15 protein-coding genes are annotated in these 15,291 nt (G+C 59.1%); 2 read left to right on the forward strand and 13 right to left on the reverse strand.

Annotation, left to right across the window (positions count from 1 at the left end; genetic code table 11):
- Positions 1 to 68 precede the first annotated feature (68 nt).
- The 3 genes from FBY01_RS10510 to FBY01_RS10520 all read right to left on the reverse strand — a co-directional run bounded on the left by FBY01_RS10510 (position 69) and on the right by FBY01_RS10520 (position 3,211).
- Positions 69 to 1,682 carry an NAD(P)/FAD-dependent oxidoreductase gene (locus FBY01_RS10510; protein WP_077749565.1) on the reverse strand — a complete coding sequence of 538 codons (1,614 nt, stop codon included), beginning with the start codon at positions 1,680 to 1,682 and terminating at the stop codon, positions 69 to 71.
- A gap of 94 nt (positions 1,683 to 1,776) precedes the next feature.
- Positions 1,777 to 2,430 carry a COG3650 family protein gene (locus FBY01_RS10515; RefSeq protein ID WP_010462597.1) on the reverse strand — a complete coding sequence of 218 codons (654 nt, stop codon included), beginning with the start codon at positions 2,428 to 2,430 and terminating at the stop codon, positions 1,777 to 1,779.
- 181 nt (positions 2,431 to 2,611) lie between these two features.
- Positions 2,612 to 3,211: a short chain dehydrogenase gene (locus FBY01_RS10520; RefSeq protein ID WP_083374876.1), complete on the reverse strand. Its 600-nt coding sequence runs from the start codon at positions 3,209 to 3,211 to the stop codon at positions 2,612 to 2,614.
- Positions 3,212 to 3,316: 105 nt separating this feature from the next.
- Between FBY01_RS10520 and FBY01_RS10525 the strand changes: the two genes are divergently transcribed.
- A complete protein-coding gene (locus FBY01_RS10525) occupies positions 3,317 to 4,231 on the forward strand; it encodes a LysR family transcriptional regulator (RefSeq protein WP_010462593.1) in 915 nt (304 codons plus the stop codon).
- A 120-nt stretch (positions 4,232 to 4,351) separates the two neighbouring features.
- Here the strand turns inward: FBY01_RS10525 and FBY01_RS10530 are convergent, their stop codons facing one another.
- From FBY01_RS10530 to FBY01_RS10570, 9 genes are all read right to left on the reverse strand, one after another.
- Positions 4,352 to 4,846 carry a DoxX family protein gene (locus FBY01_RS10530; protein ID WP_010462590.1) on the reverse strand — a complete coding sequence of 165 codons (495 nt, stop codon included), beginning with the start codon at positions 4,844 to 4,846 and terminating at the stop codon, positions 4,352 to 4,354.
- Complete coding sequence (locus FBY01_RS10535; protein WP_083377240.1) at positions 4,843 to 5,604, reverse strand: DUF2063 domain-containing protein; 762 nt, start codon at positions 5,602 to 5,604, stop codon at positions 4,843 to 4,845. The genes FBY01_RS10530 and FBY01_RS10535 overlap by 4 nt, the downstream gene beginning before the upstream one ends.
- Positions 5,601 to 6,455, reverse strand: coding sequence for a DUF692 domain-containing protein (locus tag FBY01_RS10540; protein ID WP_145307492.1), 855 nt, complete (start codon positions 6,453 to 6,455; stop codon positions 5,601 to 5,603). The genes FBY01_RS10535 and FBY01_RS10540 overlap by 4 nt, the downstream gene beginning before the upstream one ends.
- 26 nt (positions 6,456 to 6,481) lie before the next feature.
- Entirely contained in the window at positions 6,482 to 6,790 is a 309-nt protein-coding gene (locus tag FBY01_RS10545) for a DUF2282 domain-containing protein (RefSeq protein ID WP_010462585.1), read from the reverse strand.
- A 300-nt stretch (positions 6,791 to 7,090) separates the two neighbouring features.
- Positions 7,091 to 7,792: an ABC transporter ATP-binding protein gene (locus FBY01_RS10550; protein WP_010462583.1), complete on the reverse strand. Its 702-nt coding sequence runs from the start codon at positions 7,790 to 7,792 to the stop codon at positions 7,091 to 7,093.
- Positions 7,793 to 8,560 (reverse strand): high-affinity branched-chain amino acid ABC transporter ATP-binding protein LivG, encoded by a 768-nt coding sequence (livG, locus tag FBY01_RS10555; protein WP_010462581.1) that lies wholly within the window; start codon positions 8,558 to 8,560, stop codon positions 7,793 to 7,795.
- The gene (locus FBY01_RS10560) at positions 8,557 to 9,813 is read right to left on the reverse strand and encodes a high-affinity branched-chain amino acid ABC transporter permease LivM (protein ID WP_145307490.1); all 1,257 of its coding nucleotides are present in this window, start codon (positions 9,811 to 9,813) and stop codon (positions 8,557 to 8,559) included. Before FBY01_RS10560 ends, livG begins: the two co-directional genes overlap by 4 nt.
- Complete coding sequence (livH, locus tag FBY01_RS10565) at positions 9,810 to 10,733, reverse strand: high-affinity branched-chain amino acid ABC transporter permease LivH (protein ID WP_010462578.1); 924 nt, start codon at positions 10,731 to 10,733, stop codon at positions 9,810 to 9,812. Before livH ends, FBY01_RS10560 begins: the two co-directional genes overlap by 4 nt.
- Before the next feature lie 232 nt (positions 10,734 to 10,965).
- The gene (locus FBY01_RS10570) at positions 10,966 to 12,093 is read right to left on the reverse strand and encodes a branched-chain amino acid ABC transporter substrate-binding protein (protein ID WP_145307488.1); all 1,128 of its coding nucleotides are present in this window, start codon (positions 12,091 to 12,093) and stop codon (positions 10,966 to 10,968) included.
- Between the two features lie 350 nt (positions 12,094 to 12,443).
- Here FBY01_RS10570 and FBY01_RS10575 point away from each other — a divergent pair, with 350 nt between their 5' ends.
- Entirely contained in the window at positions 12,444 to 12,749 is a 306-nt protein-coding gene (locus FBY01_RS10575) for a DUF2288 domain-containing protein (protein ID WP_010462574.1), read from the forward strand.
- 297 nt (positions 12,750 to 13,046) lie between these two features.
- Here FBY01_RS10575 and FBY01_RS10580 read toward each other — a convergent pair whose 3' ends face one another.
- A complete protein-coding gene (locus FBY01_RS10580) occupies positions 13,047 to 15,242 on the reverse strand; it encodes a hypothetical protein (RefSeq protein WP_145307486.1) in 2,196 nt (731 codons plus the stop codon).
- Positions 15,243 to 15,291 lie beyond the last annotated feature (49 nt).

The following is a 15,291-nucleotide window of genomic DNA, read 5'->3' on the forward strand; positions in this document are numbered from 1 at the left end:
CGGTCTTCCTAATAGACCGCGTCAATTTCTTCGCGGGCAAGCCTCGCTCCGACAAGTGGGGTGTTATTTCAGGCTTCCAGGCCGAGGATGTCGCGGGCCACGGCTTCGGCGATCCGAATCCCGTCGACACCCGCCGACAGAATCCCGCCCGCATAACCCGCGCCTTCACCCGCCGGGAACAGACCTTTCACGTTCAGGCTCTGCATCGACTCGTTGCGGGTAATGCGCAGCGGCGACGAGGTGCGCGTCTCGATCCCGGTCAACACCGCGTCATGCAGCGAGTAACCGCGAATCTGCTTTTCGAACGCCGGCAGAGCTTCACGAATGGCTTCAATGGCAAACGCAGGCAGAGCCAGCGCCAGATCACCCAAGGCAACACCCGGTTTATAGGACGGTTCTACGCTGCCCAACTCGGTGGACGGCTTGCCGGCGATGAAGTCACCGACCAACTGCGCCGGGGCTTCGTAGTTGCTGCCGCCCAACACGTAAGCGTGGGATTCCAGGCGTTCCTGCAACTCGATACCCGCCAGCGGGCCGCCCGGGTAATCGACTTCCGGGGTGATCCCGACGACGATCCCGGAGTTGGCGTTACGCTCGTTACGCGAGTATTGGCTCATGCCGTTAGTGACCACGCGGCCCGGCTCGGATGTCGCCGCTACCACGGTGCCGCCCGGACACATGCAGAAGCTGTACACCGAGCGACCGTTCTTGGCGTGGTGCACCAGTTTGTAGTCGGCCGCCCCGAGTTTCGGGTGGCCGGCGTACTTGCCCAGGCGTGCGCGGTCGATCAGCGACTGCGGGTGCTCGATGCGGAAGCCCACCGAGAACGGCTTGGCTTCCATGAACACGCCACGGCTGTGAAGCATGCGGAAGGTGTCCCGGGCGCTGTGGCCCAAGGCAAGAATCACGTGTTTCGAATGAATCTGTTCGCCACCATTGAGCTCGACGCCGACCAGTTGGCCGTCCTCGATCAACACGTCGGTGACCCGTTGCTGGAAGCGCACTTCGCCGCCCAGCGCGCGAATCTGCTCGCGCATGTTTTCCACGACGCCGGTCAGTCGGAACGTACCGATGTGCGGTTTGCTGACGTAGAGGATTTCTTCCGGGGCGCCGGCCTTGACGAACTCGTGCAGGACTTTGCGACCGATGAATTTCGGGTCCTTGATCTGGCTATAGAGCTTGCCGTCGGAGAATGTCCCCGCGCCGCCCTCGCCAAACTGCACGTTGGATTCAGGGTTGAGTACGCTTTTGCGCCACAGGCCCCAGGTGTCTTTGGTGCGCTGACGCACTTCGGTGCCGCGTTCGAGGATGATCGGCTTGAAGCCCATTTGCGCCAGCAGCAGCCCGGCGAAAATCCCGCACGGACCAAAACCCACGACGACAGGACGTTGTTCAAGATCCGCCGGCGCCTGGCCGACCACTTTGTAGCTGACATCCGGTGCCACGTTGACGTTACGGTCATCGGCGAACTTGTGCAGCAACGCGGCCTCATCCCTGGCGGTGAGGTCGATGGTGTAGATGAAGCACAGTTCAGAGGACTTTTTGCGCGCATCGTAGCTGCGCTTGAACAAGGTGAAATCGAGCAGGTCATCGCTGGCGATGCCCAGGCGCTGCACGATGGCAGGGCGCAGGTCTTCATCGGGATGGTCGATCGGCAACTTGAGTTCGGTGATTCGTAACATGACGGGATCCGGTTCGCGGGGCGCACAACTGCGCCAAGGCGTTTGAAGGCGGCGATTATAAGCCCCAAACGCCGGTCCCGTGAGGCAAAAACGATCAGTCGTTACGCGAGCCGCCGAAATACCCGCAACCGCGTTGCACCTGACCATCGATGCGCAGCTCGGCGCTCATGTGCTGGACGCTGCCGGTGGTGCTGTCGACGCAACGTTGCGGCGCGACCCACAGTTCGATGTGCTGGTTATTGGCTTCGGTGCTGAGATTGAAACGGCCATCGCCCAGCTGTTCTTCAACATAGGGCACGGCCAGGGGCGGCTGGCCGGCACGGTCGATAACCATGCCTTTGCCGCTGACCTTGACGTTCCACTCCGGCGAGTGGCCGGCGGCGCGCAGGATCAGCAATTTGAAATTGGGATCGTCGCAGGCGGCGCCGGAGCGTTCGACGCGGTACAGCTGTTCAAGATCAAGGCGACTGTCGACGATTTGCCCACGCACGTCGGCGAACAGCTTGCCCTGGGCATCGGCGAGGGCCGCGGCCTCTTGCAAGACGCTGGTGCCACCGCTGTCATTGACCACATAACTGCGCTGTTCATTGCACGGCTGGAACAGCAACTTGCCGTCCGCTGCCGTCAACTGGCCCTGCAGGCGGGTCTGGCCCACGTGGGAGGCGCTTTCACGCGGGCCATCAAACAATTGGCAGGCGGCAAACAGCGGAAGCAGGGCGACAAGGACTAAGGAACGGGCAACACGCATCTTTGGCTCTCCAGACAAGTGCCGCCACGTTACGCAGCCTGACCGTTCATCACAACCCCGGCGATGTTCGATCTCCTGTAGGAGCGAAGCTTGCTCGCGAAGGGGCCAGTGCATCCAGCATCGTCATGAATGACAGAACGCTTTCGCGAGCAAGCTTCGCTCCTACAGTGAGGGTGGTGTGTCAGCCGACGTGAAAGGTCTGGCCGGTCTGCAGGCCCTCTACGCTTTTGGCGTAGGCCAATGCCACATCCGCTGCGGGAACCGGCTTGTAGCCCCGGAAGTACGGCGCGTAACTGCCCATGGCTTCGAGCAGAACGGTTGGGCTGATCGAGTTCACCCGCAAGCCGCGGGGCAGTTCGATGGCCGCCGCACGCACGAAGCTGTCCAGCGCGCCGTTGACCAATGCCGCCGAGGCGCCGCTGCGAATCGGGTCGTGGCTGAGCACGCCAGTGGTCAAGGTGAACGAGGCGCCGTCATTGGCGAATTCACGGCCGATCAGCAGCAGGTTGACCTGGCCCATCAGCTTGTCTTTCAAGCCCAGCGCAAAGCTTTCTTCGCTCATTTCATCCAGCGGTGCAAAGGTCACGTTGCCGGCAGCGCAGACCAGCGCATCGAATTTACCGGTTTGCTCGAACAGTTTGCGGATCGAGGCGCTGTCGCTGATATCCACATTGAAATCGCCGCTGTTACGGCCGATACGGATGATGTCGTGGCGCTGGGACAGTTCCTTGTCGACCGCTGAACCGATGGTGCCACCTGCGCCTATCAAAAGAATTTTCATCGTGCTGTTCCTCGAAGTGGTTGAACGAGGTTGCAGTCTAGAGTGGTTTTTTCCATTGATAAGCGCGCTAATAGGCAACCTTTGGTTTTCAAATGGAAACAATCCATGAGCGAGATGGATGATCTGGCGGCGTTCGCGGTGTTGATCGAAGCGGGCAGTTTCACCCTGGCGGCGCAGCAATTGGGCTGCAGCAAGGGACAGTTGTCCAAGCGCATCAGCTTGCTGGAAACACGGTTCTCCGTTGTCTTGCTGCAACGCACCACCCGCCGTTTGAGTTTGACGGCGGCGGGCGCGGCGCTGTTGCCTCAAGCCCAGGCGCTGGTGGTTCAAGTCGAGAAGGCGCGTCAGGCGTTGGCGCGGTTGAAGGACGACATGGCCGGGCCGGTGCGCATGACGGTTCCGGTCTCGCTGGGGGAAACCTTCTTCGATGGCTTGTTGCTGGAATTTTCCCGCCAATATCCCGAGGTGCAGATCGAGTTGGACCTCAACAACAGCTTTCACGATTTGTCCCGAGACGGTTTTGACCTGGCCATCCGCTCCGAAGTGGCCAATGACCAACGCTTGGTCGCGCGTCCTCTGCTGGCCTGGCACGAAATGACCTGCGCCAGCCCGGCCTATCTCGAACAGTACGGTGAGCCGCAGACGCCCCAGGCATTGGCCGACCATCGCTGCCTGCTCAACAGCCATTACAGCGGTCGCGAAGAATGGCTGTATCACCAGCAGCACGAGTTGCTGCGGGTTCGGGTGTCGGGTCCGTTTGCCAGCAATCACTACAGCCTGTTGAAAAAAGCAGCGCTGGCAGGGGCCGGCATTGCGCGGTTACCTTCCTACCTGCTGCAAACGGAATTGGCTGACGGGCGATTGCGCTGGCTCCTGCGTGATTATCAGACGCGGAGCATGCCGATGTACCTGGTGCATCCGTATCAGGGCGGACTGCCCAAACGCACGCAGGTGTTGGCGGACTACTTGATTGATTGGTTTAAACGCAGCGGCGAGGCATTGGCGCGTCTCCAGCAATAGCCGCCCACATCCACCCCTTGTAGGAGTGAGCCTGCTCGCGATAGCGGTGTGACATTCAGCATTGATGTTTGACTGACACACCGCTATCGCGAGCAGGCTCACTCCCACAGGGGAAGGTGTTTACCGGGCGAAATGTCGGGCGATCAGATGATCGATCGACAATTTCCCCGGCCCGGTCGCCATCAGGTACAGCAACACCGCCGCCCAAGTGCCATGGGTCGGGTAGGCGTCGGGGTACACGAACAGTTGAATGGTCAGGGTCATGCCCAGCAAGGCCAGCGCCGAAAATCGCGTGGCTAAGCCGATCAGGATCAGCATCGGGAAGACATGCTCGGCGAAGGCGGCCAGGTGCGCCGCCAGTTCCGGGGACAGCAATGGCACGTGGTACTCGCTCTGGAACAGCGGGATGGTCGAGTCCGCCAGATGCGGCACGCCAAGCTGGAAGGAGCCGTCAAACAGGTCGATGGCCAGGCCTTCGACCTTGGTTTGCCCGGACTTCCAGAACACCGCCGCAATCGAGAAGCGCGCGATAAAGGCGATCAGACTGCGGGGAATCATCTCCAGTAACGCGATGGCGCGAACGATGGGGTTCTGTGATTCGGTCCGGATGTTCATGGCGATACCTTGTTGTTATGCAAGTGAGTGATGGCGTTGCGGCTGATCAGCAGCGCCAGGGTTTGGCTGAGGTCGAAGGCGGGGGCGGCTTCCAGCGCCTGCATCAGTGACTGGCCGTTTTGCAGATACTGGATGAACGCGCTGGCACCTTGATCAATGGCGAATACTTCAACGTCCAGGCCATTGCGCAACACCAGCGCGTGTTGTCCCTGGCTCAGGTCAATCCCCGCCAGCGTTGTTTCCTGTTGATGCGCCGCCCAGATCGCCACCACCGCGAAGGCAGAACTCAACAGGTTGAGGGAGGGATGAAGTTCGACGGTGAGCTCGCTCAGGGCTTGCGGGTCGGCCAGTGCTGCGGCGATCTGTTCATGCTCCAGGGGCTGCGCATCGGCCGCGTGATACGCGATGACGCGCAGGCGCTCCAATCGGGCGACATCGGCCAGATACGGCACGCTGGCGGCGGGCGCAAAGCCTTCGATGAAGGCTGCGAAATCATGCCCGTAGTCATTCATCAGCGGGCTGCGGGGCGGGGAGCCTTGCACATGAACACCGGCCATGGCCCGGAAGAATTCATCGCCGACCAATTGCACAACCACGGGGTAACTGTCCGCCAACGCGTTGATCAGCGAGGCCTGCACATTGTTGCGATACACCGCGAAACGGCTGGCCGGATCGGCGCCATTGACGCTGAGTAATCCGTCAGGGCAGGGCCGCTCCGGATCAAGCAGGGCGGCGGCGAAATCGGCGTGATTGCTCATGACCGGACCTCGGCGCATCGCAACAACTCATCGGCCTGACGCGCTTCGGCGTGTAATACGCCGAAGGCTGGCACCTGATTGTCGCGTTCGATCAGCGTTGCTACTGGCCCGACACGCTCCAGCACTTGCACGTACAGCGCCCACACGGCGTTGTCGATGGGCGCGCCGTGATCGTCGATCAACAGACGGTCACCGAGGCTGTCGGTGTCTTCGGCAAATCCGGCCAGATGAATCTCGCCGACGGCATGAAGGGGCAGGGCATCGATGTAGGCCACAGGATCGCGTTGATGATTGATGCTCGACACGTAAACGTTGTTCACGTCCAGCAACAGCCCGCAGCCTGTGCGGCGAATGACTTCGCTGATGAAGTCGGCCTCATTGATCGTCGAGCGTTGGAACGCCAGGTACGTCGCCGGGTTCTCCAGCAGCATTGGGCGTTTGAGTGTGGTTTGCACCTGATCGATGTGTTCGCAGACGCGGTTCAACGTCGCGTTGTCGTAGGCCAGTGGCAGCAAGTCGTTGAGGAACACCGGGCCATGGCTGGACCAGGCCAGGTGTTCGGAAAAGGAGTGGGGTTGATAGCGCTCGATCAGCTCGGCAAGGCGTTGCAGGTGTTGAACATCCAGCGGACCTTCGGCACCGATGGACAGGCCAACGCCATGCAGCGACAGCGGGTACTGCTCGCGGATCAACCCCAGGTAATGATGAAAAGGACCGCCGGCCACCATGTAGTTTTCGGCGTGGACTTCGAAGAAGCCGATGTCCGGCTTTGAACCGAGCACTTCACGCAAGTGCCCGGTCTTGAGCCCCAGCCCGGCGCGGGGCGGGAGCCCGAACAGTGAATTGTTCATGGTCGACACTCAGGCTGGGAGGCGGATCAGGCTTTGGCTTTGAAGGCTTCCATCTGACCGAAACCGGTCGGCGAGGTTTTGCTTTCGGTGGTGGCGCACGTGCCTTTCGGAACGAGTTTCCAGGCGTTTGCCTGGTGGTCCATCTTGGCAGTACCGGCGCAGGTGGTGCCTGCACCTGCGGCGCAATCGTTATGACCTTTCATGGCCACGCCGAAGCATTTTTCCATGTTGCTGTTGTCGGCGGCCTGGACGGTGGAGACAGCGGCCATGCTCAGCGCAGAACCAAGGGCCAGAACGAGGGCGGTGGCGGACAGGGTGCGGGTGGTAGCAGTCATGATGTTTCTCCGTTGTTTGAGTTTTGGTAAGCCGCATGTCTGCTGGCTTACCCCTCTAGAGAGAGGTCATCGCGATGCGTTACAGCCCAGTGCAAAACTTTTTAAAAAACCTCAAAACACCACCGAGCCCTTGTGGGAGTGAGCCTGCTCGCGATAGCTGTTTCGCCTTCAACGGTTTTGTTGACTGACACTCCGCTATCGCGAGCAGGTTCGCTCCCTCAGGGGGGCTTTATTGCCGTGAAGGTTTATGGCGGGCACAAAAAAACGGCCCGAAGGCCGTTTTTTGTTTACCGCAATTGCTTAGCCGCCGAGATACGCTTCGCGCACTTTCGGATCAGTCAGCAGTGCTTCCCCCGTGCCGGTCATCACCACCCGGCCGTTCTCCAGAACGTAGGCACGGTCGGCAATTTTCAGCGCCTGGTTGGCGTTCTGCTCTACCAGAAACACCGTCACGCCATCCTTGCGCAGCTGTTCGATGATGTCGAAGATCTGCTGGATGATGATCGGTGCCAGGCCCAACGATGGCTCGTCGAGCAGCAGCAGTTTGGGTTTGCTCATCAGCGCACGGCCGATGGCGAGCATTTGCTGTTCGCCGCCGGACATGGTGCCGCCGCGTTGGGCAAAGCGTTCTTTCAGGCGTGGGAAAAGTCCGAGAACCTTGTCCATCTGTTCCTGATAATCGCCCTTGCTGGTAAAGAATCCGCCCATGGACAGGTTCTCTTCCACGGTCAGGCGGGCGAACACTCGACGACCTTCCGGCACGACCGCAATGCTTTTACGCATGATCTGCGACGAGTCCTGGCCGACGAGCTCTTCACCCATGTAGCGGATGCTGCCGCTGTGGGCTTGCGGCGAACCGCAGAGGGTCATCAGCAAGGTCGACTTGCCGGCACCGTTGGCGCCGATCAGGGTCACGATCTCGCCCTGGCGGACTTCGACGTTGACGCTGTGCAGCGCCTGGATCTTGCCGTAGAAGGTGGAAACGTTTTCAAATTGCAGCATTTACGCTTCCCCCAGGTAGGCTTTGATCACTTCAGGATTGTCGCGGATCTGTTCCGGCGTGCCGTCGGCCAGAGGCGTGCCCTGGTTGATCACGACGATGTGGTCGGAAATGCTCATGACCAGTTTCATGTCGTGTTCGATCAGCAGCACGGTGACGTTGTGCTCTTCACGCAGCATGCTGATCAGCGCTTTGAGGTCCTCGGTTTCCTTCGGGTTCAGGCCGGCGGCCGGTTCGTCGAGCATGAGGATCCGCGGACGGGTCATCATGCAGCGAGCGATTTCCAGACGGCGTTGCTGACCGTAGGCCAGGGTGCCGGCCGGGCGGTTGGCGAACTGCGTGAGGTTGACCTTGTCCAGCCAGAACTCGGCAAACTCCATGGCCTCGCGTTCGCTTTTGCGGAATGCCGGGGTCTTGAACAGACCAGACAGGAAGTTGGTGTTCAGATGACGGTGTTGCGCGATCAAGAGGTTCTCGACCGCGGTCATGTCCTTGAACAACCGCACGTTCTGGAAGGTGCGCACCACGCCTTTGAGGGCGATCTTGTGGCCCGGCAGGCCTTCGATCGGCTCGCCGTCCAGCAGGATGCTGCCGCCACTCGGCTTGTAGAAACCGGTCAGGCAGTTGAACACCGTGGTTTTGCCGGCGCCGTTAGGGCCGATCAGTGCAACCACCTGTTTTTCTTTCACGGTCAGGGCCACGCCGTTGACCGCCAGCAAGCCGCCGAAGCGCATGCTCAGATTTTCGACTTTAAGGATCTCGCGGCTCATTTGCGCAGCTCCATGTGAGGACGTTGCATGGGCAGCAGGCCTTGAGGACGCCAGATCATCATCAGCACCATCAAGGCGCCGAACATCAACATGCGGTACTCACTGAACTCACGCATCATTTCCGGCAGCAGGATCATCACCACGGCCGCGAGGATCACACCCAACTGCGAGCCCATGCCACCCAATACGACGATGGCGAGGATGATCGCCGACTCGATGAAGGTGAACGACTCCGGTGTCACCAGGCCCTGACGGGCAGCGAAGAAACTGCCGGCGAAACCTGCGAAGGCGGCGCCCAGGGTGAAGGCGGAAAGCTTGATGACCGTAGGATTCAGACCCAGCGCACGGCAGGCGATCTCGTCTTCACGCAACGCTTCCCACGCACGGCCGATCGGCATGCGCAGCAAACGGTTGATCACGAACAGCGCAGCCAGGGCCAGCAACAGTGCAACCAGGTACAGGAAAATCACCTTGTTGATCGAGTTATAGGCCAGGCCGAAGTACTCGTGGAACGTCTGCATGCCCTCTGCCGCTTTGCGTTCGAAGGTGAGCCCGAAGAACGTCGGCTTCTCGATGTTGCTGATGCCGTTCGGGCCACCAGTGATATCGGTGAGGTTACGCAGGAACAGACGGATGATTTCACCAAAGCCCAGGGTCACGATCGCCAGGTAGTCGCCGCGCAGACGCAGTACCGGGAAGCCGAGCAGGAAACCGAAAGTGGCCGCCATCAGGCCGGCGATCGGCAGACAGATCCAGAAGCCCAGACCCAGATAGTGCGACAGCAATGCATAGCTGTACGCCCCGACGGCATAGAAGCCGACGTAACCCAGGTCGAGCAGGCCGGCCAGGCCGACCACGATGTTCAGGCCGAGGCCGAGCATCACGTAGATCAGCACCAGCGTGGCGATATCCACCGCACCACGAGAGCCGAAGAACGGCCAGACCAGGGCAGCGGCGATCAGCGCAATGATGATCCAGCGTTGGGTGGTCGGCAGGGTCAGGAAGTTACTGGCCTTGGCCGGAATCAGCGGCATGTTTGGCGACGAGCGCCAGGCCGAGCTGATCTGTTGATCGAACAGCACCCGCAGGAACATCAGCACCGAGCACACCGCGATAGTGATCAGTGTGGCGCTGCTGGTGCCGTGCACTTCGAGGTGGATGCCGACGATGGTCAGTTTCAGACCCAGTACCGGGTAGGCCACGGCCCACACGAGCAAAGCACTGAACAGTGCCTGTTTAAGATTCCTAGTCATACTTTTTCAACCTCCGGACGGCCAAGGATGCCGGTCGGCCGGAACAACAGAACCAGAACCAACAAGCCGAAAGCCACGACGTCCTTGTACTGGTCGCCGAAGATATCGGCACCAAAGGCTTCCGCCACCCCTAATACCAGCCCGCCGAGCATGGCTCCCGGGATGCTGCCGATACCGCCCAGTACCGCTGCGGTGAACGCCTTGAGTCCAACGAGGAACCCGGCGTTCGGGTTGATCACACCGTATTGCATGCTCAACAAGACGGCCGCGATGGCCGCCAATGCGGCACCGATGACGAAGGTCAGGGCGATGATGTTGTTGGTATTGATGCCCAGCAAGTTGGCCATCTTGATGTCTTCGGCACAGGCGCGGCAGGCACGTCCGAGACGAGAGCGGGAGATGAACATTGTCAAGCCGAGCATGGCGACGAAGGTCACCACGAATACCACGATTTGCATGTAGGAAATCAGCACTTCATGTGCGCCACCTGGCCCGAAGGTGAAGCTGCCGGGGATCAGGTTGGCTATGGATTTGTCCTTGGAGTCTTGCGCCAGCAGAACCGTGTTCTGCAGGAAGATCGACATGCCGATGGCGGAAATCAGCGGGATCAGACGGTTGCTGCCGCGCAAAGGGCGGTAGGCGACGCGTTCGATGCTGTAACCGTAGGCACTGGTCACGACGATGGTCGCGATGAAAGCAGCGGTAATCAACAGCGGAACGCTGTCGAGTCCCAGCATGGCCAACCCGGCGATGGCGATGAACGCCACGTAGGAGCCGATCATGTACACCTCGCCGTGGGCGAAGTTGATCATTCCAATGATGCCGTAAACCATCGTATAGCCGATGGCGATCAGAGCATACGTACTGCCAATGGTCAGGCCATTAACCAGCTGTTGGAGGAAGTGATAGATGTCAGGCATTACAGCGCTCCTAAAAACCTGATACGCATTTCACTGGTGGAGTCATTTTCCCGCTCGAGCCCCGTGGATCTGCATCCACTTCGAGTTCGAGGTTTGCCAGCGAACCGCTGATGACGGTTTTGAGATTTTCAGGTGGGGAGACTGGCGGATCACGCCAGCGCGGCCCAATACATTCGTAAAACAAAGCCCACGGCACGCCGTGGGCTTTATTGGCAGTCAGTCAGGCAACGCCTTACTGAGGCTTGGCTTCAGTTTTTGGTTTGCCGAAGTGCCACTCGTAAACCACAAATTTGAAGTCTTTCAGGTCGCCCTTGTCGTCGAAGCTCAGGTCGCCGGTAGGCGTCTTGAAGGTGCCTGCGTGGATGGCAGCAGCCACTTTGGCAGTGTCTTCGGACTTGGCGGCCTTGATGCCTTCGGCAATCACTTCCACAGCCGAGTAGGACGGGAACACGAACGGACCGCTCGGGTCTTCTTTCTTCGCTTTGAACGCATCAGCCAGGGCGATGTTGGCCGGATCCTGGTCGAAGGATTTCGGCAGCGTCACCAGCAGACCTTCCGAAGCTTTCTGAGCGATCTGCGAGATCGAGTCGTTACCCACGCCTTCCGGACCCATGAACTTGGCTTTCAGGCCTTTTTCATCTGCCTGGCGCAGGATCAGACCCAGCTCAGGGTGGTAGCCACCGTAGTAAACGAAGTCGACGTTGGCTTGCTTGAGTTTCTGGATGATCGACGAGAAGTCCTTGTCGCCGGCGTTGATGCCTTCGAACACGGCAACCTTGGTGCCTTTTTTCTCGAGGGTTTGCTTAACGGCGGTGGCGATGCCTTCACCGTATTGCTGTTTGTCGTGCAGGACAGCAACGATCTTCGGTTTTACGAAGTCGGCGATGTAGTTACCGGCGGCAGGGCCTTGGGCGCTGTCCAGACCGATGGTGCGGAACACCATTTTGTAACCACGGGCGGTGATGTCCGGGCTGGTGGCAGCCGGGGTGATCATGATCACGCCTTCGTCTTCGTAAATGTCCGAAGCCGGTTGGGTGGAGCTGGAGCACAGGTGACCGACCACGAACTTGACGCCGTCGTTGACGACTTTGTTCGCGACCGCTACCGCTTGTTTTGGATCACAGGCGTCATCGTATTCAACGGCTTCGAGTTTCTTGCCGTCTACGCCGCCTTTGGCGTTGATCTGTTCGATGGCCATTTTGGCGCCACTGAACTGCATGTCGCCGTATTGGGCTACAGGGCCGGTTTTAGGGCCGGCGATGCCGATCTTGATGGTGTCAGCTGCGAACGAATGGCTGGCAACCCCGGCCAGAACCATAGCGGCAAACAGTTTGGAAATCTGCTTAGTAGCCTTAGTCATAGTGCTCCACTCTTACTGTTGTAGTTTTTATAGTCCTGGCGCCGTAGCAGCAGAACCGGGTCAGATATCTTCGATATCCTCCGGAAAATGCCCCCGACAACTGTACCGGTACAGTGTAGAGCGCCAATTGTTAGCCTGGGAAGCTGGCGCCGGGGGGCAAAACCTGAGGGTGTCGCTTAATTGAAAGAAAAAGACAGAATAGCGGCGGGATGTTAGCTGGCTAATTGCTTGATTCAGCAGCATTCCCTGGCTTTCCTGCTCGTTTCTTTCGGTGACTCAATTGCATCCGGGTTTTTCTGCCAGACCACCGACGTTATCATTCGCGTCGATTTCTTTTCCGGACAGTGCCCATGAATGAAGAACCTAGCACCCTCTATGCCAAGCTGCTTGGTGAAACCGCATCTATTACGTGGAAAGAGTTGGAGCCCTTCTTTGCCAAGGGTGCCCTATTGTGGGTCGATCCCGGCCTGGATTTGATCGCTGCTGCCCAAGCTGTTGCGACGGATGAAGGCGAGAAAGTGGCTGCCTGGCTGGCTGCTGACAAGGTCGCCAAGCTGTCTGAAACGCGGGCGCTGGATCTTTTTGAACGCGACCCGCAGCTGTGGGCTGTGGTGGTTTCGCCGTGGATTCTGATCCAGGAAAGGGCGACGAGCTGACTGTCCGCACTTTATTGGTGCGCCTGGCGGGCGACCAAAAGTGTGTAGGTGAGTAGCGTGATGGCATGTTGCCGTAGAGAAAGGCCACAGAAGGGTCTTGGCGAGGGTGACGTAAACGTAACGGGAACAGTTTATTGAGCAGCCTTCGGGCTGCTTAATTGTTTCTGGATGTTGGATTTTTCGGTGAATCCGATGCCGCCATCGCGAGCAGGCTCGCTCCCACAAGGACCGCGTTTCTTCAGAAGAAATGCGGTCCTTGTGGGAGCGAGCCTGCTCGCGATTGGGCGCGACGCGGTTTTAGAAGGTTTTACCGGTATGGTTATTGAGCGAAATAACCTTGGTCTTGCCAATCCGGTGACGGTAGATCTCACGCAGGTACTTGATCGCCTTCTTCACGCAGTCGCGCGACAGGCGAATGTCGTTGATCGAGACGAATTTGTCCTTGTCGTTGATCAGCTCGCGGTACTTCTTCTCGTACATCGGTTTGATCGCGTACCAGTTGGTGTCGAGGATCTTCGCCGGGTTCTCGAACTCGTTCAGCAGATCGTCGATCAGGTCTTCGTCGAAGTCTTCATTGATGATGAAGTCAAGGATCGAGTTATCCAGGGTGTCGTCGAAGCGGTACGGGTTCTTCGCGAAGCAGCGCTTGATGAAGGCCACGATCAGCGTCAGGAAATCGTCCGACAGGCACGGGCTCTTGGCGATCAGGGTGGTCAGCGACAAGTTGGCCGAAGCGCCGATCACCAGGGCATAACGCTTGAGCGTAGTGTTGGGGAACAGGCTGTTGAGGTGGGTCTTCAACCGGTTCAAGTCCATGTAGGACAGCTTGTAGTCTTTCGGCAGCGAGACAATCGACACCACCGACGAGCAGTTCTTGAAGAAGTGCAGGTCGTGCAACGCGGCCGCGTCGTAACCGGAATTCTTGTACTGCTCCAGCGAGGCCCGATAGCGCTTGGACTCGATCGGCAACAGGCTGATGCCTTCGATCGCCTGGGTCACTTTGTTGAAGTGCGGCAGGTCGATGGAACGGAAGAACAGGTCGTCGATGTTCAGACGCTGTGGCTCTTTCTCGAACACCTTGAACTTGTCGCTGCTCGGCGGCGGGGTTTCCGGCACCACGGACTCGGCGTAGGCAATCGCCACCGGGCCGGCCAGGCTCATGAACAGGTCGTTGGCGTCGAGGCGAATGGTTTCGCCGATATCGATGCCGGCGCGACGGAAATAGTTCTGGTCGTAGTCAGTCGTGACCGCCTGCGCCGTCAGAATGTTGAAAATCTGCTGCGAGATGTATTGGTTGGCGTGCTTTTCCATCGCGTTGACGTCGATGTTCTGAATGTTGCCGTCATCGCTTTCTTCGGCATACCGCATGATGTCGTTGGAGATCAGCATCATGGCGTTCCATGGGCGGATCCGGCCCATGACGCTGGCTTCGCTGCTGTCTTCGTTGGCGAAGTTATAGGAGAAGTCCCACTCTTCCGACAGGTATTTGCACAGCAGGCGACCGGCGTTGATGTGCAGCGCCTCGGACATTTCGCTGCGGTGATCGGAAATGTTCGGCAGCACGCAGATGCCGCTGGTGAAGATCGGCTCGAAGACGAAGGAGTGACCGCTCTTGCCGTCGTGTTCATCCATCGGCTTGGTGTCGAACGTCTTGTTCATGTACGAGTGTTGCTGGGCCAGGCCGAATTCCGAGGCCATGCCCGAACCGGTACCGCCGCCGGCACTGAAGATCGAGAAATACAGGCGCGACTGGTTGGCCTTGATCCCGCAGCTGTCGATCAGGTACGAGTGAATCATTTTCCAGTCCGGGCTGGAGAAACGCTGGGTGTCCTTGTTCAGGATGATCTTGGCCAGGTACTGACCGAGGATCGGCGCGTTACCGGCGCCACCGGCGTGGACTTCCGACAAGTCCATGATCTTCATTTTGCTGTAGTCGCGCAGGAAGCCACTCTTTTCGCCCTTGCGCGAGAAACGGATGCGACCGGCGATGTCTTTGTCCAGGTCGCCGAGCATCACCAGCGGCTCGACCAGGAACACCGGTTTGGTGGCCTTGTTCGTTCCCAGGCGCAAGTTGTTGCGGATCCACTGCGCCGGGCTGTAGCCCTTTTCGGCGTAGCGTTTGTCCGGCGACAGACGGTCTTCGTTGTTAAATTCGTTGAGGTAAAACTTGCGGGCGTTGTACACCAGCTCCGCGACGTCCAGCGCAATGTTCGATCCGCAACGTCCCAGGCCGATCAGGCACACCGACGGGAATTCCTGATCGCTGTGCTGTTCGTTGTCGCCTTCCAGGTGCGGTGGGCGCGGGAACACCATGTCGCGCAGGCCATCGAGGTTATCGAGGATGCGGTCGGTGTTGGTTTCGGTGAAATACAGGTATTGCTGACTGGCCAGAGGACGTGACGGGATCAATGGCTTCGACGATGAGGGGCTGTTCGCCGCGGGGCTCAGTGTCAGGTCGGAAACCGTAGTGGCCGGATTATTTTTAGAGGTCATTAGGCGCCATGTACCTGGGCTGGTTAGCTCGGCGACACGGTGTCGTCGA

The sequence above is a fragment of the Pseudomonas sp. SJZ077 genome, assembly GCF_007993905.1.
GTDB classification, from domain to species: domain Bacteria; phylum Pseudomonadota; class Gammaproteobacteria; order Pseudomonadales; family Pseudomonadaceae; genus Aquipseudomonas; species Aquipseudomonas mandelii.

What these genes read in the sequence shown, in the direction of transcription:
- FBY01_RS10510 (WP_077749565.1), bottom strand. Translation starts at nt 1,682, where the DNA reads ATGTTACGAATCACCGAACTCAAGTTGCCGATCGACCATCCCGATGAA.
- FBY01_RS10515 (WP_010462597.1), bottom strand. Translation starts at nt 2,430, where the DNA reads ATGCGTGTTGCCCGTTCCTTAGTCCTTGTCGCCCTGCTTCCGCTGTTT.
- FBY01_RS10520 (WP_083374876.1), bottom strand. Translation starts at nt 3,211, where the DNA reads ATGAAAATTCTTTTGATAGGCGCAGGTGGCACCATCGGTTCAGCGGTC.
- FBY01_RS10525 (WP_010462593.1), top strand. Translation starts at nt 3,317, where the DNA reads ATGAGCGAGATGGATGATCTGGCGGCGTTCGCGGTGTTGATCGAAGCG.
- FBY01_RS10530 (WP_010462590.1), bottom strand. Translation starts at nt 4,846, where the DNA reads ATGAACATCCGGACCGAATCACAGAACCCCATCGTTCGCGCCATCGCG.
- FBY01_RS10535 (WP_083377240.1), bottom strand. Translation starts at nt 5,604, where the DNA reads ATGAGCAATCACGCCGATTTCGCCGCCGCCCTGCTTGATCCGGAGCGG.
- FBY01_RS10540 (WP_145307492.1), bottom strand. Translation starts at nt 6,455, where the DNA reads ATGAACAATTCACTGTTCGGGCTCCCGCCCCGCGCCGGGCTGGGGCTC.
- FBY01_RS10545 (WP_010462585.1), bottom strand. Translation starts at nt 6,790, where the DNA reads ATGACTGCTACCACCCGCACCCTGTCCGCCACCGCCCTCGTTCTGGCC.
- FBY01_RS10550 (WP_010462583.1), bottom strand. Translation starts at nt 7,792, where the DNA reads ATGCTGCAATTTGAAAACGTTTCCACCTTCTACGGCAAGATCCAGGCG.
- livG (WP_010462581.1), bottom strand. Translation starts at nt 8,560, where the DNA reads ATGAGCCGCGAGATCCTTAAAGTCGAAAATCTGAGCATGCGCTTCGGC.
- FBY01_RS10560 (WP_145307490.1), bottom strand. Translation starts at nt 9,813, where the DNA reads ATGACTAGGAATCTTAAACAGGCACTGTTCAGTGCTTTGCTCGTGTGG.
- livH (WP_010462578.1), bottom strand. Translation starts at nt 10,733, where the DNA reads ATGCCTGACATCTATCACTTCCTCCAACAGCTGGTTAATGGCCTGACC.
- FBY01_RS10570 (WP_145307488.1), bottom strand. Translation starts at nt 12,093, where the DNA reads ATGACTAAGGCTACTAAGCAGATTTCCAAACTGTTTGCCGCTATGGTT.
- FBY01_RS10575 (WP_010462574.1), top strand. Translation starts at nt 12,444, where the DNA reads ATGAATGAAGAACCTAGCACCCTCTATGCCAAGCTGCTTGGTGAAACC.
- FBY01_RS10580 (WP_145307486.1), bottom strand. Translation starts at nt 15,242, where the DNA reads ATGACCTCTAAAAATAATCCGGCCACTACGGTTTCCGACCTGACACTG.